General features: G+C 44.8%; 18 protein-coding genes. 7 read left to right on the forward strand and 11 right to left on the reverse strand.

The genetic code is table 11. The annotated features are described in order from the left end of the window. Window positions 1–7: 7 nt before the first annotated feature. From L4D12_RS15960 to L4D12_RS15980, 5 genes are read right to left on the reverse strand one after another with little or no spacing between them, the layout of a single operon-like run. The gene (locus tag L4D12_RS15960) at window positions 8–1879 is read right to left on the reverse strand and encodes a VWA domain-containing protein (RefSeq protein ID WP_428448843.1); all 1872 of its coding nucleotides are present in this window, start codon (window positions 1877–1879) and stop codon (window positions 8–10) included. Then, window positions 1872–2837 carry a vWA domain-containing protein gene (locus L4D12_RS15965; RefSeq protein ID WP_428448844.1) on the reverse strand — a complete coding sequence of 322 codons (966 nt, stop codon included), beginning with the start codon at window positions 2835–2837 and terminating at the stop codon, window positions 1872–1874. Before L4D12_RS15965 ends, L4D12_RS15960 begins: the two co-directional genes overlap by 8 nt. Then, window positions 2830–3336, reverse strand: coding sequence for a DUF4381 domain-containing protein (locus tag L4D12_RS15970; RefSeq protein ID WP_428448845.1), 507 nt, complete (start codon window positions 3334–3336; stop codon window positions 2830–2832). Before L4D12_RS15970 ends, L4D12_RS15965 begins: the two co-directional genes overlap by 8 nt. Further along, window positions 3329–4309: a DUF58 domain-containing protein gene (locus L4D12_RS15975; RefSeq protein WP_428448846.1), complete on the reverse strand. Its 981-nt coding sequence runs from the start codon at window positions 4307–4309 to the stop codon at window positions 3329–3331. The genes L4D12_RS15970 and L4D12_RS15975 overlap by 8 nt, the downstream gene beginning before the upstream one ends. Then, window positions 4306–5262, reverse strand: a complete 957-nt coding sequence (locus tag L4D12_RS15980) for an AAA family ATPase (protein ID WP_428448847.1) — start codon at window positions 5260–5262, stop codon at window positions 4306–4308. Before L4D12_RS15980 ends, L4D12_RS15975 begins: the two co-directional genes overlap by 4 nt. Before the next feature lie 726 nt (window positions 5263–5988). Between L4D12_RS15980 and L4D12_RS15985 the strand changes: the two genes are divergently transcribed. The 5 genes from L4D12_RS15985 to L4D12_RS16005 all read left to right on the forward strand — a co-directional run bounded on the left by L4D12_RS15985 (window position 5989) and on the right by L4D12_RS16005 (window position 12706). Continuing rightward, the gene (locus L4D12_RS15985) at window positions 5989–6729 is read left to right on the forward strand and encodes an SDR family oxidoreductase (protein ID WP_428448848.1); all 741 of its coding nucleotides are present in this window, start codon (window positions 5989–5991) and stop codon (window positions 6727–6729) included. A gap of 39 nt (window positions 6730–6768) precedes the next feature. Then, entirely contained in the window at window positions 6769–7977 is a 1209-nt protein-coding gene (locus tag L4D12_RS15990; RefSeq protein ID WP_428448849.1) for an acetyl-CoA C-acetyltransferase, read from the forward strand. Window positions 7978–8051: 74 nt separating this feature from the next. Next, window positions 8052–8399, forward strand: coding sequence for a phasin family protein (locus tag L4D12_RS15995; protein WP_428448850.1), 348 nt, complete (start codon window positions 8052–8054; stop codon window positions 8397–8399). Between the two features lie 67 nt (window positions 8400–8466). Beyond that, window positions 8467–10287 carry a class I poly(R)-hydroxyalkanoic acid synthase gene (phaC, locus tag L4D12_RS16000; RefSeq protein ID WP_428448851.1) on the forward strand — a complete coding sequence of 607 codons (1821 nt, stop codon included), beginning with the start codon at window positions 8467–8469 and terminating at the stop codon, window positions 10285–10287. A 172-nt stretch (window positions 10288–10459) separates the two neighbouring features. Then, window positions 10460–12706, forward strand: coding sequence for a peptidase U32 family protein (locus L4D12_RS16005; protein ID WP_428448852.1), 2247 nt, complete (start codon window positions 10460–10462; stop codon window positions 12704–12706). A 160-nt stretch (window positions 12707–12866) separates the two neighbouring features. Here the strand turns inward: L4D12_RS16005 and L4D12_RS16010 are convergent, their stop codons facing one another. Continuing rightward, the gene (locus L4D12_RS16010; protein WP_428448853.1) at window positions 12867–13862 is read right to left on the reverse strand and encodes a Preprotein translocase subunit SecY; all 996 of its coding nucleotides are present in this window, start codon (window positions 13860–13862) and stop codon (window positions 12867–12869) included. 397 nt (window positions 13863–14259) lie between these two features. Here L4D12_RS16010 and L4D12_RS16015 point away from each other — a divergent pair, with 397 nt between their 5' ends. Beyond that, window positions 14260–14709, forward strand: coding sequence for an acyl-CoA thioesterase (locus tag L4D12_RS16015; protein ID WP_428448854.1), 450 nt, complete (start codon window positions 14260–14262; stop codon window positions 14707–14709). A gap of 38 nt (window positions 14710–14747) precedes the next feature. After that, complete coding sequence (locus L4D12_RS16020) at window positions 14748–14996, forward strand: hypothetical protein (protein ID WP_428448855.1); 249 nt, start codon at window positions 14748–14750, stop codon at window positions 14994–14996. Between the two features lie 124 nt (window positions 14997–15120). Here L4D12_RS16020 and L4D12_RS16025 read toward each other — a convergent pair whose 3' ends face one another. The 5 genes from L4D12_RS16025 to L4D12_RS16045 form a co-directional block, all read right to left on the reverse strand. Further along, window positions 15121–15384 carry an Lpp/OprI family alanine-zipper lipoprotein gene (locus L4D12_RS16025; protein WP_428448856.1) on the reverse strand — a complete coding sequence of 88 codons (264 nt, stop codon included), beginning with the start codon at window positions 15382–15384 and terminating at the stop codon, window positions 15121–15123. A 390-nt stretch (window positions 15385–15774) separates the two neighbouring features. Next, window positions 15775–17118 carry a TldD/PmbA family protein gene (locus L4D12_RS16030; RefSeq protein WP_428448857.1) on the reverse strand — a complete coding sequence of 448 codons (1344 nt, stop codon included), beginning with the start codon at window positions 17116–17118 and terminating at the stop codon, window positions 15775–15777. Beyond that, window positions 17118–18500: a TldD/PmbA family protein gene (locus L4D12_RS16035; RefSeq protein WP_428448858.1), complete on the reverse strand. Its 1383-nt coding sequence runs from the start codon at window positions 18498–18500 to the stop codon at window positions 17118–17120. The genes L4D12_RS16030 and L4D12_RS16035 overlap by 1 nt, the downstream gene beginning before the upstream one ends. A 127-nt stretch (window positions 18501–18627) precedes the next feature. Next, on the reverse strand, window positions 18628–19614 hold the full coding sequence (locus L4D12_RS16040; protein WP_428448859.1) for a CobW family GTP-binding protein: 987 nt from the start codon (window positions 19612–19614) through the stop codon (window positions 18628–18630). Between the two features lie 102 nt (window positions 19615–19716). Further along, window positions 19717–21774, reverse strand: a complete 2058-nt coding sequence (locus tag L4D12_RS16045) for an acetoacetate--CoA ligase (protein WP_428448860.1) — start codon at window positions 21772–21774, stop codon at window positions 19717–19719. Between the last annotated feature and the right edge of the window lie 17 nt (window positions 21775–21791).

Below are 21791 nucleotides of genomic sequence, written 5' to 3' on the forward strand. Positions count from 1 at the left end.
TGTTTGTTTACCATGAATTCTCAGTGGCGGTCGGGGCCGATTTTTGACGAGCTTGCAAAATTAACTGAGCGCGAATAAGGCCGCTAGTATCATCGGGTACTTGCTCCAGTTTTTTTAGTACAGGATCACTGGCAGAAACGCCACTTTCTTCAGTACTCATTTGCTGCTGTTCTTGGCCTGTTTGGGCCTGCTGACCAGATTTCCGCTGTTTCTGATCTTGCGGTGATTGCTGACCAGATTGCTGCTGTTTCTGAKCTTGCGGTGACTGCTGACCAGATTGCTGCTGTTTCTGATCTTGCGGTGACTGCTGACYAGATTGCTGCTGTTTTTGATCTTGCGGTGACTGCTGACCAGATTGCTGCTGTTTCTGATCTTGCGGTGACTGCTGACCAGATTGCTGYTGTTTTTGATCTTGCGGTGACTGCTGACCAGATTGCTGTTGTTTCTGATTTTGCGGTGACTGCTGACCAGATTGCTGCTGTTTCTGATCTTGCTGTGACTGCTTGCCAGATTGCTGCTGTTTCTGATCTTGCTGTTTTTGTCGCTCTTTCATTTTCTGAATAACATCAAGATTATGTTTAATATCAGGGTTATTGGGATCGCTGGTGAGTAATTCTTTATACAGCGCCTCAGCCTGATCGAATTGTTTGTTCTGAGCGTAGGCATTGGCGAGGTTGTATTTTGAATGGGTGTCCTTTAGGGGACGCAAGGTCTCAATGGCTTTGTCATATTCCCCTGCTTTATATTCAGCCGCTCCTTTCCATGCGGGAGCATTGAAATGTTTTGCCGCTTCAGCAAACTGCCCTTGTTCAAATAGCTCAAAGCCTACAGTGTCATCATTGCGAAATGGCTCTTTCCAGCTTGCGGCATGTACTGATTCAACAGGAGTGATCGCGATAAGCAGAGCCAGTACGATCCCACGGCGGAATCCAAACAGGGCAATAATAACGATGGGAATGAGTAACCAGAAACCGTTATTGAGGCGCTCTTCTAGCTCTTTTTTCTCTTCTTTACTTGTGCTGTGAAATGGTTTCGCTGTCGCCGCTATCAGGCTATCAACATCTCGATTGGAGGTTTGTGCCAGTTGTAGTTGACCGCCTGTCTCTTTTGTTAGGGGGAGCAGTGTATCGAGATCAACTTTAGCAATGACCGTTTTTCCTTCGCTATTAGTAAGAAGCCTGCCATCAGGTAATTGTATTGGAGCACCCTGCGTTGTACCGACGGCCAGTATGGATAATCGATATTGGGTATTCGTGAGCAATTTTTGGCTCTGTGCCGATTCTTTCTCACTGAGGCCATCGGTGATTAATATGATATCTCCTTGGGCGTGACCTGCTTGTTCTAATAAATCAATGGCTTGTTGAATGCCCGCTGCGGCATTGCTGCCTTGGATCGGCATAATTTCAGGTGAAAGGTGAGGGATCAGATTCGCCAACGTTTTACTGTCGCGGGTTAATGGGCTAACGATATAGCCATCAGCGGCATAAGTGACTAACCCCGTACTGCCTTCTTTCCATCCTGGGAGTAGATCTAGCGCTTTAAAGCGAGCTTGAGCTAAGCGGTTTGGTTTGACATCTGTCGCGTACATAGAACGAGACATATCCATGACCAATACTCGTGCGCCGGATAGGCTATAGGCTGGCAGTTTGGTTTTCTGCCAGCTTGGTCCCGCCAGAGCGATGACGGTGAATAACCATAAAGCCGTTAGCCATGGCAGGATAGATCGTTGCTTTGTCAGGCGGTTCAGACCCAGCTTGTCAGCGAGGTGCGGAGCAATTAGCCCCTGCTTTTGCTTATGTTGGGTTAACCATGGCAGTAGCAAGGCTAATGGAAGCAGAGCTGCAAACCATTGCGGATATAGAAATGTAAAACTAGCCATGTCGCTTTCTCATAATAACAATAATGACAGACAGCAGTAATGCAATTGCCAGCGGGAAACGGAATAGCTCTTGACGTGGACGCCAAGTTTGCTGGGCATTGTTGATTGGTTGAAGCTGATCGATAAGTTGGTAAATTTGTTCAAGCTCCTGAGGACTGCGGGCTCGGAAATATTGCCCACCGGTCATTTTGGCGATGCGAGTGAGCATTTTTTCGTCCAAGTCCTGAGAGGGATTAACTGTTCGAGTGGAGAAAAATGAACGTTGTTGCATTTCCTCTGCGCCAACACCGATGGTGTAGATAGTCACATTACTTCGCGCTGCAAGCTCTGCAGCTTCGATAGGATCGATAACCCCCGCCGTATTTGCACCGTCACTGAGTAAAATGATGACACGCTGTGGGGCGTCGCTTTCGATAAAGGTTTTGGTAGCAACGCCAAGCCCTTCACCAATTGCCGTACTTTGGCCAATTAAGCCAAGGACAGTACGGTCAAGTTGCTGCTGAACGGTATTACGGTCGAAGGTTAATGGTGTTTGCAAATAAGCATGATTTGCAAACACAACCAGCCCAAGACGGTCGCCTTGACGTTTACCAATGAAATCATGTAAGACTTTCTTGACAGCCGTTAAGCGGTCAATACTATCACCATTGTTTGTGATCATATCTTCTATAGCCATCGAACCTGAAAGATCGACTGCGAGCATCATATCCCGATGTTCAGGGTTGATTTCTATCGGGTCGCCATACCAAACAGGCCGCGCAAGCGCCACAATTAAGCTCAGCCAAGCAACAGTCATCAGGCCGATCAGCCAGCGGCTGGTTTGTTGTTGCTGCCCTAGCCCAGTAGGCAGTTTAGGCAGTCGGATTGCTGACGGTTGAATCGACGGCTTACTGAAGCGGTAAACAAAAAACGGCAGAGGCAAGAGAACAAGTGCCCAAAGCCATGTAAACTCAAACATGTTGGCCTTCTTGACGTTTAGTAGAGGATTGCACGAAATTTGCTCTAGCAATCCAAATTTTTGCCTGTTGGTAGCAGGCGTTGAACTGATCCGGCGTGAGTGGGGCTGCTGAAAACAGCCCTTGTTGCCATTCAGCAGATAGCGCCATGAAACCACGGTGTTTAACAGGTAGTTGCTGATCCAAATAACAGAGCCATTGCTCTCCGGTTAGGCCTGCAACGTGTTGTCGAGGTTGGTAAGTCAGAGCCATTTGCCGTAATAGTAAATTCAATTTATCAAATTGAGCGGGTGAATTGAGCCCTTTTAGAAGCTTGATTGCTTCCCGACGCGCCTGATTATGCAGTTTCTTGCGTTGTATCCAGTGCATGGCGACGACCAGTAAAGCAATGGCAAAGAGAAGGCACAACCACCATCCCCAAGATAGAGGCCAGAAGCTTGGCGCATTAGGCAGGTGGAGATCAGCCAATGGCAGCGTTTGTACTGTTGTTGGGTTAGCCATGTTGTCCTCCCTGCTGAGTGGCAGTTGTTTTTCCCGAAAAGCCTAATTGCTGCATTAACGGCTCGGCGGCGGAAAGCGTATGGAGTGGAATAGCTAAACGTTTACAGAGTGACTGTAAGAATTCCTGATGTGCCTGATATTGCTGGCTTAGTCCATCGCGGGTTTTAGCCTTAGAAAAATCCAGCCAGGTTGCTTGCTGGCTGTCTGCGACATATTCAATCCCGTTGAAGGTTGTTTGACCAAGCTCCAGCGGGTCATACAGTTGGACAAACTGAATTCGGTTATGTTGGCGCAGTTGGCTAAGTCGTCGCTTATCACTTTGTTGCAGCTGGTAGAAATCACTCAGAACCACAATTTCGCTGCCTTTAGGGCAGAGATGATGCAAATGCTTCAAGGCATCGGCAAAGGGCAGTGATGTTGTGTCTGGTGAGGCGGCACTGAGCTGATAGTCTTGATGCGCCTCAATCAAGGCGTTAATAACCTTAAGAGGGCCTTGCTGGCGTGCAGTGGGCTTGCATTCTATCAGTTTCTGGCCAGTATAAATGATCGCACCAATACGGTCTTGTTCGCTAACAGCCAGCCAGCTTAATAAGCTGCTGAAGTGAGCAGCTTGTACAGACTTGAGCATGAGTTGTGAACCAAACATCATGCTGGGGCTCAAATCAATCAATAACATAACGGGTTGTTCACGTTCTTCCGTAAACAACTTAGTGTGGGTTTTTCCGGTACGTGCGGTGACCCGCCAATCTATGGCGCGTATATCATCGCCAGGTTGATAGGGACGCACTTCAGAAAAGTTCATCCCTCGACCTTTGCGCTGGCTTTGGTGCTGACCATTGAGCTGTGACCAAACACTCTGCGCTGGTGGTAACCAGCGCACAGATTGGTTTTTATATTGCAGTAGCTCGGCCAGACACAAATTAACGCCATCACTGTGCATAGGCAGTGCAGGAGTCATTGTGTTTTTGATCATGCGCATGCGACCTGTGTAATAAGCTGTTCAACAATGGTATCTGCAGCAATTGCTTCCGCTTGTGCTTCATAGCTAAGCAGTAGGCGGTGGCGCAATACAGGGTAAGCCATTTGTTGTACATCTTCTGGAGTGACAAAATCACGGCCACAGATCCAAGCGTGCGCGCGAGCACAACGATCTAGGGCCAGTGTTGCACGTGGGCTGACACCCATTTGCAGCCAGCTGGCCAGTTGGCTGCTATACCGCTCTGGTTGGCGCGTCGCCATGACTAACCGAATGATATATTGTTCAACTTCTTCAGCCATATGAATGCTGAGAACTTCTTTACGGGCAGCAAAAATTTCTTGCTGGCTGATCTGTACTGGTTCGGCGCGTTGAACTCCCAGCGCTTCCCCTCGGTTTAGTCGTAGAATTTCAAGCTCGCTTGATGCGCTCGGATATTCAACATTAAGTTGTAGCAAGAAGCGGTCAAGCTGCGCTTCAGGCAGCGGATACGTTCCTTCTTGCTCAATCGGATTCTGTGTTGCCATGACCAAAAATAGCTCTGGCAAGGTATAAGTTTTACGCCCTGCTGTGATCTGTTTTTCAGCCATAGCCTCAAGCATGGCGGCTTGAACTTTCGCCGGCGCACGGTTAATTTCGTCAGCGAGTAATAAGGCATTAAATATCGGCCCGGGCTGGAAGGTAAATTCTCCGGTTTCAGGGCGATAAATATCGGTTCCCGTTAGATCTGCGGGAAGTAGGTCAGGGGTGAACTGAATGCGGTGAAAACTCCCTTCAATACAATCAGACAGCACCTTAACGGCACGTGTCTTCGCTAGGCCGGGAGGCCCTTCTACCAGAATATGACCGTCTGCAAGCAAGGCAATCATTAACTGTTTAACAAGATCAGGCTGACCGATAACCTGACTATTCAGGTACGTTTGAAGGCGTTGGAATGTAGTCGTCAACATGGATTGATATGTCCTTTAATGAAACAGTCAATAAATTAAATATGGACATTCAGACTGAAATTAAAGGGATTAGTTCATCAATCTGATTTGGTTGGTCATTTATTGTTCTGTATTAGCATTGATACACATCGATAATCGAAGTTGGCTTCATTGATCACAGACGATGAGGCGCAAGGTGGGTCTCGTCAATCATGGTAATGAACATCAAAACGATAATAACCAATTAGTAAATAATAGCTTTTTGAATGAATAGAGTCGGTCATATGTAGGTTAGGCCGATTTTTTTATGCACACTATATCCGTAACGTCTTGCATATTTTGTGAATAGCATACAGTGTAAAATTTCCGGAAAAGATAAGAAACAACATGTATATAGTTGATTTCCATGAACTAATTAAATCCTCACCCCAAAAGCAACAAAAAAACATCAATATTGACACATTTAACGATTAAATTTGTTTCAATGTTTATGTGTGATTCTATTCAGGAATATTGGTACGACCATTGATGCCCTGTATTGATATTGATATGTGCATGTGTTCTTATAATGTAAATGCAATGACAAGGTCACTTAAGTGTCTTTTTCACACGCTAGGATACAAAAAGATAAATTATAGAACTGAATAACAGTTCACGTTGGTTAGTGGTCTTTAACGACAGGTTGCATATAAGTGATTGTCAGTATTGGTTATATGTCATCATCATGATGGAATGGAGTCTTTTGTAATGAGTAAAAAAGCATTAGTAACTGGTGCGAAAGGTGGTATTGGTTCTTCAATCACTAAGGGATTGGTTGATGCAGGATATCGTGTTATTGCCACGTATTTTCCAAGTGGTGAAGCTAAAGCAAAAGAGTGGTTTAAAGAGAATAATTATTCAGAAGAACAAGTGAGATTATTTCCTCTTGATGTTACGGATGCGACTTACTGTGAAGAAGCGCTAGCAACATTATTGCAAGATGAAGGTAACATTGATGTATTGGTTAATAATGCTGGCATCACACGTGATACAACGTTTAAGCGTATGACAAAAGAGCAGTGGAATGAGGTCATCACGACAAACCTTAATAGCTTATTTAATGTCACACAGCCTCTATTTGCTTCCATGTGCGAACATGGTAACGCACGTATTATCAACATCTCATCGGTTAATGGCCTAAAAGGACAGTTTGGTCAAGCAAATTACTCAGCGGCTAAAGCAGGGATGATTGGTTTTACTAAGGCTCTTGCCGCGGAAGGTGCGCGTGCCGGAGTGACGGTAAATGCGATTGCGCCGGGGTATACCGGTACGCCAATGGTTGAGGCTATTAAGCCAGAAGTATTAGATAGCATCAAAGCTGAAATTCCAATGAAACGTCTTGCCGCGCCAGCAGAAGTTGCCGCTGCTGTGACTTTCCTCGCGAGCGATGCTGCAGCTTATATCACTGGTGAAACCTTGTCAGTGAATGGCGGTTTGTACATGCACTAATGGTTTAATTGAGTAGTGAAAGAAAGGACGCAAAAAATCATGGTTAAAGTATATATTGTTGCAGCAAAACGTACTCCACTTGGTAGTTTTAATGGTGCACTAAAGACAGTATCAGCGACCCAGTTGGCAGCTGTTGCTATTAAAGCTGCGTTGGCTGAAGCTAACGTTGATCCCGCAAATATAGATGAAGTTATTCTTGGTAATGTGATTGGAGCGGGTCAAGGAATGGGACCTGGTCGCCAAGCTGCATTGTTTGCGGGTATTCCACAAGAAGTTCCAGCATATAGCCTGAATATGGTATGTGGTTCTGGAATGAAAGCAGTGATGGATGCTGCTGCACACATCAAAGCGGGTGATGCAGAGCTCGTTGTGGCCGCAGGTGCTGAGAATATGTCTCAAATTCCATTTTGTGCCTCCTCTGCTATCCGGGATGGCCAGAAAATGGGTAATTTGGAACTGACCGATCTGCTTATTTCTGATGGTTTGACTGATGTTTTCAACAAGTATCATATGGGAGTGACGGCAGAGAACGTTGTTGAAAAAGTCGGTTTGACCCGTGAGCAGCAGGACAACTTTGCACTAGCCAGCCAGCAAAAAGCGGTCACGGCTATTGAACAAGGTAAATTCGTTGATGAAATCGCCCCTGTTGAGGTCACTGTTCGTCGTGCAACAAATGTTGTCGACACTGATGAATATCCCAAAGCCGATGCCTCCATTGAAGCACTAGCAAACCTACGTCCAGCCTTCAAGAAAGAAGGGGGGTCAGTGACTGCGGGTAATGCTTCAGGGATTAATGACGGTGCGAGCGCAATCATTGTGGCTTCAGAAGCGGCAGTTGCAAAATATGGGTTAACACCGCTGGCAGAAATTGAAAGTTATGCTCAAGCTGGTGTGGCACCAGAAATCATGGGATTAGGGCCAGTGCCCGCTGTTGTTAAAGCACTTAATAAAGCTGATCTATCTATTGATTCTATTGGACTTTTTGAATTTAACGAAGCGTTTGCTGGCCAGGCCTTAGGTGTACTTCATGAGCTTGCTGATGAACTTAATACTCAGGTCGAAGACTTGGCTGAGCGCTCGAATGTGAATGGTGGCGCCATTGCGCTAGGCCACCCACTGGGTGCATCGGGCAACCGTATTATTGTTAGCCTTTTGCATGAAATGCGTCGTCGCGGCACTGAACATGGTCTTGCAACACTCTGTGTTGGTGGCGGTATGGGTACAGCTGTTGTACTAAAAAATGTTTAATCGATTAAGCCACTGTGTCTGGAATGCTCTAGACCGGGTGACAATCTTATTACTTGAAATGAAGGAAACAAGCTATGTATACGGAAATGTTTAAATCTTTCTCTGAGCAGACTGAAAAATCTCTAGCGCCATATGTAAAATTCAATAAACTTTTTACTAAGAATGTTGAAGAGCTGACAGAGCTTCAATTAGCAGCAGTACGCGCTTACAGTGAACTTGGCCTGTCTCAGCTTAAGGCAGTCAGTGAAGTGAAAGATGTGCAATCTTTTGCGGAGTTTAATAGCCAGCAGCTAGAAACCCTAACCAAGCTATCTCAGCAGTTAATTGATGATAGCAATAAGTTTAATGCTGTTGCGCAGAGCTTCAAGACTGAAGTAGAAGAGCTAGTGGCAGAGAACGTAAAACAGGCTACTCCAGCTTAATATAATGACCAAATAGCCGCCTCTGCCAAGAGGCGGCTTTATTAGCCCTAATTTAGAGGTCATTGTAATGAATCATAATTTCTTTTCGGACTACTTTACCAAGCTCCAGGAAATGAACCAGATATGGTGGAAAGAACTGGATTCCGGCAAAGTCGCCATGAGCTCTCCCCTTAATAAAGCGCTCAACGAAATTAGTTTGAATGATACAACCAAACTATTAGAAAAAGCCGCAGCGCAACCAACCGTTCTTGCACAAGTGCAAATGGATTGGTGGGAAAATCAGATGAAGATCTGGCAAAACGTGACCATGAAAACAGGTAACGATGCTGATCTTATTAAGCCTGAAAAAGATGACAAACGTTTCACAGACCCTGCGTGGGAAAATGAAGCGTTTTATAATTATATAAAGCAATCGTATTTGCTGTTTAGCAATACGATGAAAACAACGATCGACTCAATTGATGGTCTTGACGACAAAGCAAAAGAACGGTTGAATTTCTTTTCTCGTCAGGCAATTAATGCGATGTCTCCTTCAAATTTTATTACGACCAATCCTGAGCTTGCTAAGCTAACGGTTGAAAGTAATGGTGAAAATTTGATCAAAGGTATGGAGTTGTTGCAACAGGACATGCAATCGAGTGCTGATGTGCTAAAGATCCGCATGACCAACGATGCCGCTTTCAAGCTTGGAGAAAATGTTGCTAATACACCCGGTGATATTGTTTATAAGAATCATTTGTTTGAATTGATTCAATATAAACCTCTTACTGAAAATGTAAATTCAACTCCGCTACTTGTCGTGCCACCGTTCATCAATAAGTATTACATTTTGGATCTTCGAGAGAAGAACTCAATGGTACGCTGGTTGGTTGAGCAAGGTCACACTGTCTTCATGATGTCATGGCGTAACCCTGATGCCAGTATGTTTGATATTGACTTTGATGACTACGTTGTTGATGGCGTAGTAAAAGCGGTTGATATAATCGAAGATATTACGGGTGAAAAACAGATCAATGCGGCAGGTTATTGCATTGGTGGCACCTTACTTGCCACCGCGTTAGCTTATTATTCAGCAAAGCGTATGCGTAGCCGAATCAAGTCAGCTACTTTCTTTACAACACTGCTGGATTTCTCTCAGCCAGGAGAAATTGGGGCTTATATTAATGACCCTATTATCTCTGCGATTGAAGCTCAGAATGAAGCTAAAGGGTATATGGATGGGCGCTCATTGAGCGTGACGTTCAGTTTGTTGCGTGAAAATAGCCTGTATTGGAACTATTACATCAACAATTACTTGAAAGGCAACAGTCCAATCGATTTTGATTTACTCTACTGGAACGGTGATAGTACTAATGTTGCTGTTGCTTGCCATAGTACTTTGCTACGACAGTTCTACCTTGATAATAAGTTGGTTGATCCAAAAGGGATTAAAATTGCTGGGGTGTACATTGATCTGGCAAAGATTAAGATACCGACATACTTTATCTCGACACAGGAAGATCATATCGCGCTGTGGCAAGGGACATATCGTGGCGCTCAGTGCTTAGGTGGTAAGTCTACCTTTGTTCTGGGTGAGTCTGGTCATATCGCCGGTATTGTGAATCATCCGGAGAAGAACAAGTATGGTTTTTGGACGAATGGTAAACCCGTAAAAGATCCTGAAGCATGGATGGATGGTGCAAAACGTCATGATGGTTCATGGTGGACTCACTGGAATAAATGGTTATCTGAATTTGAAGAAGCGGAGCCTGTGAATGCTCGTGAATCAGGCAGCACTAATTATCCCGTCAGAGCAGCAGCACCTGGTGATTATGTCATGCAGAAGTTACCGATAGAGGTATCGAATGTACTTGCTGAAAAGCGAGACGATGTCGCTAGCGCAACGTAATCTATCAAAGTGTCTTGCTAATTTAGAACCAGCGCATTGCGCTGGTTTTTTCTTGGCCATAATAGCCATTCATCAGAGCTGGGGCTAGACAGCACATTAATGGCATTTAGCCGATGAAACACGTAGAATACGCCCCCTTTGATATTGCGGTTGGCAAGTAGGTAGTGGCGTAATGAAAAAACAATTTGAGCTATTGGCACCGGGTGGTGATATTGAGTCAATCAAGGCTGCGATTATTGCAGGCGCTGATGCGATTTACTGTGGGCTCGATAACTTCAATGCGCGAAATCGGGCCACTAATCTGACTTTTGATACGCTCTATGGCATTGTTCGCTTGGCTCATCAGTATGATTGTAAAATCTTTCTTACTCTGAATATCGTCATTCTTGAGAGTGAAATACCAGCGTTGGTGCGGTTGCTGAATAAGCTAGTGAATACGCAGATCGATGGTGTAATTGTCCAGGATATGGGATTGTTTTATATCCTTAAACACCATTTTCCTTCGCTGGATGTCCATGCTTCAACACAAACTAATACCCACAATGAAGGACAGATCAGCTTTCTTAAGCAGTTGACCGCTTCTCGCGTGAATTTATCACGTGAACTGAACATCAATGAAATTAAACAATTAGCGACGTTTGGGCATCAACACGACATCCTAATGGAAGTGTTTGTTCATGGCTCATATTGTATTGGTTTTTCCGGTCTGTGCTATATCAGTTCTGTTCGAAATGGTAACTCAGGTAACCGAGGTCGTTGTAGCCAGCCATGTCGAGATCAATACCAAACAACGCAAGCGGGTAAAAATTATCCGCTGAATTTGAAAGATAACTCAGCGTTTGGTGATATGAATGCGCTAGCGGATGCTGGGGTTTATTCGCTTAAAGTCGAAGGACGGATCAAAAAATCTCACTATGTGTATACGGTGGTGGATAATTGGCGTCAGCAGATTGATAATTACTGTCAGCAGGATTCGCTATTAACCGATACATCTGAATTGTATACCGTATTCAATCGCGATTTTTCTAATGCTTATCTAAAAGGTGATATCAATAAAGATATGTTTATTGATAATCCCCGCGATCATTCTGTTAAGCATTTTACGAAAATCTATAGTTGCCAGTCAGCGGGCGATGTACAGATAGTCAAGAAAAAGCTTTATGATGATAAGACCAATATTATCCAGCTGGTTGATGCTAAAACTCAGGTGTTAGATACCGGCCCACTAGCCCTAACCGTTAAAGTTATCTCGACAGAAGGGCAACCGTTGGTTGCTGTTATCACCTCTTCGGATAGCATGTTTGAGGTGAAATCACTGGCGCCAGTATTAGTAAGCAATAAGTTTACAGTGGATGAGGAAAGCATCACTAAATGGGTGAATAGTTTTGCCTGCGGTGGGTACGAGTTAGCCTCGCTTGATCTGACAGAGTTTAATGCGGGACTGTATTTATCCTATAAAGAGCTGAGGGTGATGAAGGAGCAGATAATTGCTAACCTGAATAACGGACAGCAATTTGTGGAACCTGTTGAGCTTCCAGAGCGTGTTAAAGCATCACAATTGCCAACAATACAACCCAATCTACATGTGCTTATTGCATCTCAAGCTGATATACCTTTGGTACAGGCGGAGAACACCACGGTATGCTATCAGTTACCTGAGGCGCTGGCTGCAACTCTTAAGGACATGGTGGCTTTGTTTGAAGCTCATACCACATTAGTGCCTTGGTTCCCGGCCATATTGATTGGTGATAATTATCACGCAGCTGTCGAGTTTTTACAGGCCGTGAAACCGGCTCGCATTGTGACAAACAATAACGGGGTGGGGTATGCGGCTTGTCAGCTAGGAATTGAGTGGGTTGCAGGCCCCCAAATGAACATAACAAACTCTTACAGCTTGCAGTGTTTGAAAGACGAGTTTAATTGCGTTGGTGCGTTTGTATCGAATGAAATTAACCGATACCAAATTAAGCAGTTAGTGAAACCAGATAACTTTACGCTGTATTACAGTATTTACCACCCTATTATGCTGCTGACCAGTCGTCAATGTTTGTTCCATCAAACAGTAGGGTGCAAGAAGAAGCGTTTTGATGAGAAATGCTTGCGTAAGTGTGATAAGTCAGCCTCGATCCTAAGCATGAAGAGTGCGTCATTTATCGTAGACAAGCAGCGAGGTGATCACAATGCGTTGTACAGTCAGGAGAACTTCTTAAATACTGATATCGTGTCTGATCTGGCTGATCAGTTTGATGGGTTTATGGTTGATCTGCGCGACATTAAAACCGCGACACAGGTCGGCATCGATAAAGCGGGTCTTGTTGCTGCTTTTAATCAACAGTTGACCCAAGACCGCTCAATAGCGACATCCATTGACACTATAATTGCTCCGACCACCAAGGCGCAGTATCGAAAAGGTCTGTAATGCACTAGTTTAAATTTCTGAGCGTAAATGGATTGACTCAGAGATGTGCATGTGACGATATTGTCTATATATACAAAAAGCCCGAACATGTGATGATGTTCGGGCTTTTTGTTTCACTGTCAGTCTAAAATTGACAGGTCATAATACCAAACTAGAAAAATTAACTTTCTGCAACACCGTGCCACTGATAGTGATTATTTGGCTTTTTACTGACGATGCCTTCATCCATAAATAGCTTGAAGATGTCGTCGACCTCTTCGTTGCTGGCGTTGAGGTAACGTGTTACCGCTCGTTTAGTGCAGTTAACTTTATTGCTGCTCAATGCCTCAATAGCTTGCTCATAAAGGCTTTTAGGTTTCACGGGTTCCACTGGTTGTTCATCGTGATGTGACTCGTTTGTATCAGACGAGAACTGATTTGTGAGCAACTCAGGTTCCTTGGTTTCATGAGTAGAATAAGCGTCAATCGTAATAGGCTTTATCCGACGGAACTGATTACGGAAACGTTGCTCTTCACCGATCAGGCCAACAAAGAAAGCGGCGAAAAAGTCGAGCAATACCGAAAGGAAAACAACCAGTCCAAGCTGAGCTGTTTGTGTTTTTACATTCAGTGAAGTGGCAAGGCTGTCGATAAGGCCAATGACCGACCCCTGACTTACAACGGGCAGGCTATCACGTTCAGCTGCGAGTGCTAGTTGTTGTTCACGAAGTTTTTCGTTTTGATGTTGGATACGAGTTACGCCAGTGGCAATACGTTCCATTTGAATGTATTTTTCAGCCGCAACATTATTCAGCTCAATTTGCTCCTCAATAGATTTGATTTGCATATTATAGTTGTTGATTTTGCTTTGCTGAACATTGACATGACTCTGAGCCTGATTGGTCGCGCTATTAATGCCACCTACTGAACCACCAATTGAGATTGCAGCTAGTACGGCATAAAAGGCAAAGGCAGAAATGGCACCGGTATAATTACGGCGTGCTCGACGTTCACCAAATTCATACCAGGCAAAGAATTTGCCGAGTTCAAAGATCACCGCTAAGCCCCCGAATAAGATCTGCATAACAGGATCTTCATCGATAGACAGGAAAAGCAGGAGAGAAAATATAATGGATGCAAGGATGGACGCACCGGTAAAACTGTATACCGTGGTCATCGCGAAGGTCCCCTTAGGGTATCGAATTGGTAGATTGTTGTCGTAAAGCATAATTTAAATCATTGCAACAGGCTGTGCTGCCCATGTTGAACCCACCGGGCAAGCATTAGGCTCATACCGTCAGGTTATAAAAAGGTGGGTAAGGATACCTTAAAATCAATGCTGAACCCTTATAAATTAAGGCTTATGCGGGTTTACCGCTGAAAATTCACACGCCGCTTTCATAACTGTTTAAATCTTATTCGTTTTGCTGTGAGATACGAGATGAACGTGCTAGTGCTAACCACTGAGATTGCTTATAGAATGTACTTGTTGCAAAAATGTATACGAAGGTATACGGTTAATAATCGAACAGTTGTTTAAATTCAGGTTTTATACAACAGACAAGGAAAAAGTCATGAAGACGCTACTCGATGGTTACCCTGTGATTTCAGAGATCCCTGTCGCATGGGGTGAAATGGATGCTCTAAATCATGTCAATAATGTGGTGTATTTTCGTTATTTTGAAACGGCTCGATTGGATTACTTCAGTAAAGTGGGTTTGATGGAAGAAATGAAGGCGACGTATATAGGGCCTATTTTGAGTGAGACGACAAGTCGCTATAAATTGCCTGTTACCTATCCTGATACTTTGCTTGTTGGGAGTCGAGTTTCTGAAATGCAACGAGATCGTTTTACGATGGAATATATTATTGTCAGCAAGCAACAGGGTAAAGTGACGACAGTGGGTCAAGCGAAGGTTGTGATGTATAACTTCGCCAACAATACTAAAGCGATTGCCAGTGATCGGCTATTAGAGAAAATATTGGCTGTTCAACCTGAGCTTGTCGTGATGGATAACACTTAATTCGTTTACTTGCCACTGTCAGTCAGAAGAGGAAAATAATGTTCATTATGATTCAACATGAAATAACGGATCCTGAACTCTTTTGGCAGAAGGCCAGTGGAGCATTGACGCATCCTCCTGCGGGAATGCGGTTGCATTCGACGATGGTGGTTGAACGACTCACACTGTGCCAATGTATGTGGGAAGCGGAATCGATAGATATGATGCGGGACTACTTGGAGCCTGAATTAGGCGAGGCAAGCATTAACACCTATGGTCAGGTTGATCCTGATAAGGCGATTGGATAACACCGAGTATCTGTTGTGTGCTGGAAGATTGAGCTAACAAAAAAGTGGCGCTATCTGTTGATTAAAACAGGTGTGCCACTTTTTTATTCAAAGCACTGAGCACGGTAAACGTGCAGTGATTTAATTATTTAGTGTATGACTTAGCAACGTTGTCGACACGTTGGTTAGCGCGTACTGCTTCTTGGTAAGCCACATCAGATGCAGCAACAGAATCAGCAATAGCGCCTGCCATTACATCTTGTTGAGCTTGAATGCTTGCAACTTGCTGAGAAAGAGTATCAATGTTATTGCTTAGCTGGCTAAGTTGTTCTGCTTGTTCTGAGTTAGAGCAGCCCATAAGAGTAGTACTAAGAATTAGGCCAGTAGCTAGTGCAAGAGAGCGTTTCATGATTTTCTCCATTTTTTATTTTTTGATTACATCAAGAGTTAAACTGCTTTTTACAAGAGCGCAATTAACATACTAAAAACAAGATCTATCTATATCGGCATAATGCATTGCCGAACTATCAAGAGTGGTCATCTTTCCACTGGTAATGAGTGGCTAGGTGACTGATTAATCTTATGTTAAAGGCCTCTCTGGTTGAAAATACTATGCGCCTTATGTCAGGGGTATGTCAAGAAGGAATAAAAAATATAAAAAATAAAGTAGTTATGAGTTTTGTGGCGGTATTTTGAACAGCGTGGCGGGTTATCGTAATAGATATAATTATCATTATTGTAAGTGATAGCGGAAAAAAGCGGGCATTGCCCGCTTGAAGATATTCGTGACGAGAACGTGTTATTTACCCGCAATACTCAATTTATTAAAGCGAATCATTGGGGCAAAGAAATCACGGGAATGATCGTGCTGTAAATTGTCACCAACGGCATCGATTGCTTTGATCATTTGATAGAAGTTACCTGCAACAGTGATCCCACGTATTGGTTGAATACGTTTGCCATCGCGACATAGAAAGCCACTCGCACCAAATGAGAAATCACCGCTTACCGCATCGGCACCTGAGTGGACACCCTGCAGGTCTACTAGCTCCAGATATTCACCAGCAGTGATTTCTGCCTCTGAACTTGTGCCGAGTGCAATAACTGTGTGACGGCTTGATACGCCGAGCCCGCCTTTGGCTGATCGTGACCCGTTTGCTGTATTCTCAATGCCAAAGAAGCTGGCAGTGTGGCTATTGTGTAACAGGCTCTGTAGTTGGCCTTCACCGATTAAAATATTGTCTCGGGTAGCATAACCTTCACTGTCAAATGCTTTAATGGCTGAGCCACCTTCAATATAGGCAGTGTCTGATACGGTTAATAATGGACTGGCAACGGATTGATTAATTTGATCACGCCACGGGTTGATCCCTTTCATAGCGGCTTGACCTGATAGGCACATACCGAAGGCGCCGAACAAGTTGCTTAAACAGCTAAGGTCGAAGATCACACTATAGCTACCTGTTACGATAGGTGCACCATCAATCAACGCTTCAGCCATGCCATAACCGTAATTTACGCAGTAGTCGGCATCAAGCTGATCAAATCGACGGCCAGATGACATGCCACCGTGCATCGATTGTTTACCGTCTTTTTCAAACAAGGTATAGGCGTAGCAGTAGGTTGAACGTTCTTGGTGGTAGCAACGAGTACCCAGTGTGTTAGCTAAAATAATTTGGCTGTCTGACTCGCCAAAACCATTATAAGGCGCAGAGCTCGCGTAGGGTTTAGCAATGACACCACTTTCTAATGCCAGTGCTAATGCAATCTTGTCATCGACTGATGCGGTATCAGTCTGGTAGATTTCTGGCTGGTTGGTTATCAGGGTACTGTTTGCGCAGCGGATTTGCTGATGCTCATCTTCTTTAGTAAAGGTGGCATTAGTCAGCGCCTGATTAACCATCATATCGAGGCTCGCAGGTTCAAGCGATTCTGAGTAACTGGTTGCGATGCAGCTATCTTTGACAATGCGGACGCCAATGACTTGACCTGACGTCACTTTATATTCATCCAGCTCACCAGCATTGGCTTTCAGCGAAAAGTTATGACTACCACTGGCGATAACATCCGCTTCAGCGCCCGCTGCTTTTACACGATCAAGAACTTGATCAATGGCATTTTGTAATTGTTGTTGATCGGCCATTAGTTACCCCCTACAAGAATATTGTCAACTTTAAGTGCTGGCTGACCAACTGTGGTTGGTACCGAGCCGCTCACTGAGCCACACATACCTGCGGCGAGGGCGAAATCGCTGCCTACCATGGAAATTTCTTTCAGTACCTTTGGTCCGGTGCTGATCAGCGTGGCTGATTTTAATGGCTTGGTAATCTTACCTTCTTCGATAAGGTAGGCTTCCTGAACCGCAAAATTGAATTCACCAGTGCCCGGTTGTACTGAACCGCCACCCATTTTTTTCGCAAAGATACCGCGCTCAACGCCGCTGATCATTTCATTGAGCGAGCTGTTACCTGGCTCTATGAAGGTATTGCGCATACGTGATGTCGGAGCATACTTGTAGGACTCTCGTCGGCCAGAGCCCGTCGGGGCATAGCCCGTTTTCAGCGATCCCATGTGATCAACCATGAAACTGGTGAGCTTACCGTCTTTGATCAGTTGAGTGCGCTGTGTTTCCATGCCTTCGTCATCAATGTTGAGGGAGCCCCATTCATTGGCCATGGTGCCATCATCAACGGCATTCACAGCAGGATGAGCAATCATTTCCCCCATCTTATCGTGGAAGACCGAAGCTTTCTTCGCGACAGAGGTGGTTTCTAGTAAGTGGCCACAGGCTTCGTGGAAAATAACGCCCCCGAATCCATTACCGATAATGACTGGCATTTCACCTGACGGGCAGTTGTCAGCAAACAGTTTGACCATGGCTTGTTTGGCGACAGCGTGTCCAAGTTCATTCGCATCAAGGCGAGCATTAAACTCCCATCCGGTTAATGCGCCCGGCGCTTCAAAACCGGTGGATTGTTCGCTGCCATTCTGTGCAATAGCGGTGGCAGCAACACGGGTATAGTGGCGTGTGTCACCAATATGCAGGCCTGTTGAGTTGAAAATCTCGATTTGCTGTTCACGTTGTAGAATACGCCCAATGAACTGATGGATTTTTTCATCTTCTGCACGAGCTGCCGTATCACATTGACGTAAAAAGGCTATTTTGGCGTCAAGATTAGCGCCTTGACTTAGGGCTTGTTGACACAGGTGTCTATTATTATAGCGACTGAGGTTCAGCGAGCCTGCGGTTGCGATTTGATCGCGTTTATTTTTTGCTGCCAGCAGGCTAGTGACACGTTTAAGCTCTTCCTCGTCAGTGCTATTGGTATAGCCGTAGAGGACTTTGAAGCCGAAAAACAGGCGAACACCGATACCAAAATCGATGCCAGAGTTCACCTTGTCGATTTCTCCTGAAATCAACTCTACTGAGCTTGATTGGTGGTGCTCAACGAACAATTCGGCAAAATCTGCACCGAGAAACAGTGCATGGTCGATAACTGCTTGCGCAGTTGCAGGGTTTAGCATAGTTGCTCCTTGCTTGATAAAAACGCTGTTCAAATTGATTTTTATATCAACTTGCCGTATGTAATCAGATTGTAATAATTTCCACTGGTTGTTGTGGCAATTTATATTGCAATGTGGCTATTTTGAGTTACTTTTCACTCGCCAGAGAGCAAAGTATGGTTTCAAGTTCATCCCATGGGAGAGGCTCTTTATCAATGATTTCGATGCGAGACTCAAACCCGTCAAGTGATAGTTCGTTAATCGATACCACTTGATTGACGACATTAAATGCAAAACAGCCACGTTCGGTGTTTACAACAGCCTTTACGCGCTGGGCATTAAGGTTAGAGAACAAAGAAAATAGCTTAGAGAAGTCAAAGATCTGTTCGGCGGCAAAAAACCAACCACAGCTACGATAACCCTGACCACTGTTTTCTTTGCGGATAAACTGCTGTCCAGGTGCTAATTCAAAGCCTGGAAGCGGGGCTGCGTCATCTGAATCCGCATGATGGTGGTGATGGCTATGGGCTGCATGGCGTTCTAAGCGTTCGATATCGAGCCATTCTCGTTTGAGCTCGCCTTGTTCGACTTGGCCAATCATGATTTTTTGTGGTTCTATTTGTTCAATATAGGTTTCAAAAGCCAGTAGATCATAGTCGACACACTGGTCAATTTTATTGGCAACAACAACGTCTGCCAGTGCGATTTGATCTTGAAAGTTTTGATTATCGGTATAAAGCGTATCTGAGAAGTGGCGTGGGTCAACCAAGGTAATGGTGGCTTTCAGATCAATATAATTACGATATGTGTCAGAGGTTAATTTTGCGATGATCTCTTTGGGATGGCCTAATCCCGTTGGTTCTAGCAGTAATCTGTCGGGCTTTTGAGCCAGTAGCGCATTGATCCCAACAGACATTGGCAGCCCAGCAACACAGCACATGCAACCGCCAGGGACTTCTTTCACAATGGCACCTTGTTGATCAAGGATTGCGCCATCAACGCCGACGTTACCAAACTCATTAATGAGGATGGCCCATTTTTCATTCTCTGGCTTACGCGCCAAAAGAGATAAAATTGAAGTCGTTTTACCAGCACCAAGGAAGCCGGTAATGATATTAGTTGGGATACGTTTCATAGACTCGTTGTTTTCATCGTGATTGTTCCTGTTATCATATCATTCACGCTACCAATGCGTTAATCACACGCTGAAAGTTGATGAGTAACGCGATTTAAGTTGTTACGAAACATCCAATTCAGGTCGATTTTTATACGCATCCAGTGCTTCGGGATTGGCCAGCGCACCGATATTTTTAATCGTTTTATTATTAATAATATCTCGAACGGCTAGTTCGGCTAATTTACCTGACTTGGTTCGAGGGATATCAGGTACGTTTAGGATCACGTCAGGGACATGATGCGGTGAACATTGTTTACGTATACGTGCACAAATTACCTCTTGCAGTGATTTATCAAATTGGGCATCACTGGTGAGCTGAATGAACAATACTACTCTTACATCGTTGCCGATAACCTGACCAATCACCAACGAATCCGCGATTGCCTCAAGGCGATTAACCTGACGGTAAATCTCTGCCGTTCCGATGCGGATTCCCCCAGGATTTAATACCGTATCAGAACGGCCATAGAAAACGATGCCTCCCGTTGGGCTGGATGAAATAAAATCCCCATGATGCCATACGCCGGGGAAGGTGTTCCAATAGGCCTCCTGATAGCGTTCTCCATCCGGATCATCCCAAAAAGCACAAGGCTGATTAGGAAAGCTGTTGCAGCAAACCAGCTCGCCTTTTTGTTGGTGCAGAGGCATTGCCTGATCGTTGTACACTTGTACATCCATTCCCAATGCTGGTCCTTGGCATTCACCTCGGTATACCGGACTTAGGGGATTACAGATGGCAAAACAACCACAAATGTCAGTGCCGCCAGAGATAGATGCCAGCTGGATATTGGCGTGAATAGCGTTATAGACGTAGTCAAACTGCTCAGGGGCTAAGACTGAACCGGTTGAAAGTACACTTTTGAGTGCCGAGAATGTGTGATTTGATATGGGACTAATACCTTGCTTTTCCAGTACTTCTAGATATTTTGCGGAGGTGCCAAAGTGGGTGATACCTTCTTGTTCCGCCATGTCCCACAGTACATTTTCGTCAGGATAGAAAGGTGAGCCATCATATAATACAAGCGTCGCGTCGGAAGCGAGTGCTGACACCATCCAGTTCCACATCATCCAACCACAGGTTGTATAGTAAAAAAGCCTATCATCGGGTTTGATATCACAATGGAGTTGGTGTTCTTTGACATGATTAAGCAATGTTCCCCCCACGCTATGAACGATACACTTTGGCTTACCAGTAGTGCCTGAGGAGTAAAGAATATAGAGCGGGTGATTAAATGGCACAGGGGTAAAACCGAGCTCTCCGGGTGTTGTTGACGATAAGATGTTTGCCCAGTCATGGGTGTTGAAACGGGTCTGAGGCTCGGCACTGAGGGCGCTTTGTTGTTCCATTGTGTTTAGTCTTTGTGGATCGGATTGTGCGAGATAGGGGATTTTTATTAGTTGTGTTAGCGATGCTACTTGCTGCGCGATAGCATTCACTTTGTCCCGATAGTAATGGGCTTCACCATTGTAGTAATAGCCATCGGCGTAGAACATCAGCTTAGGCTGGGTTTGCCCGAAGCGTTCAATAACGCTGTCGCTACCAAAATCGGGTGACGTTGATGTCCACGTTGCTCCTAATGATGTGGTAGCCAACATGGCGACAATGGCTTGTGGAATGTTGGGAAGATAGCCAGCAACCACATCGCCGCGACGGATCCCTGACTGATGAAGAAAGCTGGCTACTTGCGAGGTTTGCTCGAATAGCTGCTGCCAGGTTATGCGTTGGCACCGAGATGTATCCCCTTCACTATGGAAAATAATGGCATCGGTGTGAGGGTGATGGTGCCAGTTTTTCAATAGATTTTCTGCAAAATTGAGTTTCGCATATGGGTACCATTGGGTTTCTTTTGCGGGTGTTGTACTATCAGGAGGGCAGAAGGTCACTGGGGGCTTTTTAGCACCGTCAATGCGGCAGAATGACCAAACGTGTTCCCAAAATGCTTCATTGTGCTCCACGCTCCATTGATGAAGTTGGCGGTAGTCATTAATCGGTGATGTGATTTTTTGATTCAGTATTTGCGTAAATTGGTAGAGCAGGCTGTTATGTATCCTCTCTGTTTGCGGTGTCCACAGACATTGCGGTTCATTGCCTGTGTCAGAGGGTATTTTTGTCGTCATCGTGAGCCAGCCTCCAT

The sequence above is a fragment of the Photobacterium nomapromontoriensis genome, from assembly GCF_050336815.1.
GTDB lineage: Bacteria > Pseudomonadota > Gammaproteobacteria > Enterobacterales > Vibrionaceae > Photobacterium > Photobacterium nomapromontoriensis.

Excerpts from the sequence above, each read along its gene's own strand:
- L4D12_RS15965 (WP_428448844.1), bottom strand. The coding sequence starts at position 2,837 with ATGTTTGAGTTTACATGGCTTTGGGCACTTGTTCTCTTGCCTCTGCCG.
- L4D12_RS15970 (WP_428448845.1), bottom strand. The coding sequence starts at position 3,336 with ATGGCTAACCCAACAACAGTACAAACGCTGCCATTGGCTGATCTCCAC.
- L4D12_RS15975 (WP_428448846.1), bottom strand. The coding sequence starts at position 4,309 with ATGATCAAAAACACAATGACTCCTGCACTGCCTATGCACAGTGATGGC.
- L4D12_RS15980 (WP_428448847.1), bottom strand. The coding sequence starts at position 5,262 with ATGTTGACGACTACATTCCAACGCCTTCAAACGTACCTGAATAGTCAG.
- L4D12_RS15985 (WP_428448848.1), top strand. The coding sequence starts at position 5,989 with ATGAGTAAAAAAGCATTAGTAACTGGTGCGAAAGGTGGTATTGGTTCT.
- L4D12_RS15990 (WP_428448849.1), top strand. The coding sequence starts at position 6,769 with ATGGTTAAAGTATATATTGTTGCAGCAAAACGTACTCCACTTGGTAGT.
- L4D12_RS15995 (WP_428448850.1), top strand. The coding sequence starts at position 8,052 with ATGTATACGGAAATGTTTAAATCTTTCTCTGAGCAGACTGAAAAATCT.
- phaC (WP_428448851.1), top strand. The coding sequence starts at position 8,467 with ATGAATCATAATTTCTTTTCGGACTACTTTACCAAGCTCCAGGAAATG.
- L4D12_RS16005 (WP_428448852.1), top strand. The coding sequence starts at position 10,460 with ATGAAAAAACAATTTGAGCTATTGGCACCGGGTGGTGATATTGAGTCA.
- L4D12_RS16010 (WP_428448853.1), bottom strand. The coding sequence starts at position 13,862 with ATGACCACGGTATACAGTTTTACCGGTGCGTCCATCCTTGCATCCATT.
- L4D12_RS16015 (WP_428448854.1), top strand. The coding sequence starts at position 14,260 with ATGAAGACGCTACTCGATGGTTACCCTGTGATTTCAGAGATCCCTGTC.
- L4D12_RS16020 (WP_428448855.1), top strand. The coding sequence starts at position 14,748 with ATGTTCATTATGATTCAACATGAAATAACGGATCCTGAACTCTTTTGG.
- L4D12_RS16025 (WP_428448856.1), bottom strand. The coding sequence starts at position 15,384 with ATGAAACGCTCTCTTGCACTAGCTACTGGCCTAATTCTTAGTACTACT.
- L4D12_RS16030 (WP_428448857.1), bottom strand. The coding sequence starts at position 17,118 with ATGGCCGATCAACAACAATTACAAAATGCCATTGATCAAGTTCTTGAT.
- L4D12_RS16035 (WP_428448858.1), bottom strand. The coding sequence starts at position 18,500 with ATGCTAAACCCTGCAACTGCGCAAGCAGTTATCGACCATGCACTGTTT.
- L4D12_RS16040 (WP_428448859.1), bottom strand. The coding sequence starts at position 19,614 with ATGAAACGTATCCCAACTAATATCATTACCGGCTTCCTTGGTGCTGGT.
- L4D12_RS16045 (WP_428448860.1), bottom strand. The coding sequence starts at position 21,774 with ATGACGACAAAAATACCCTCTGACACAGGCAATGAACCGCAATGTCTG.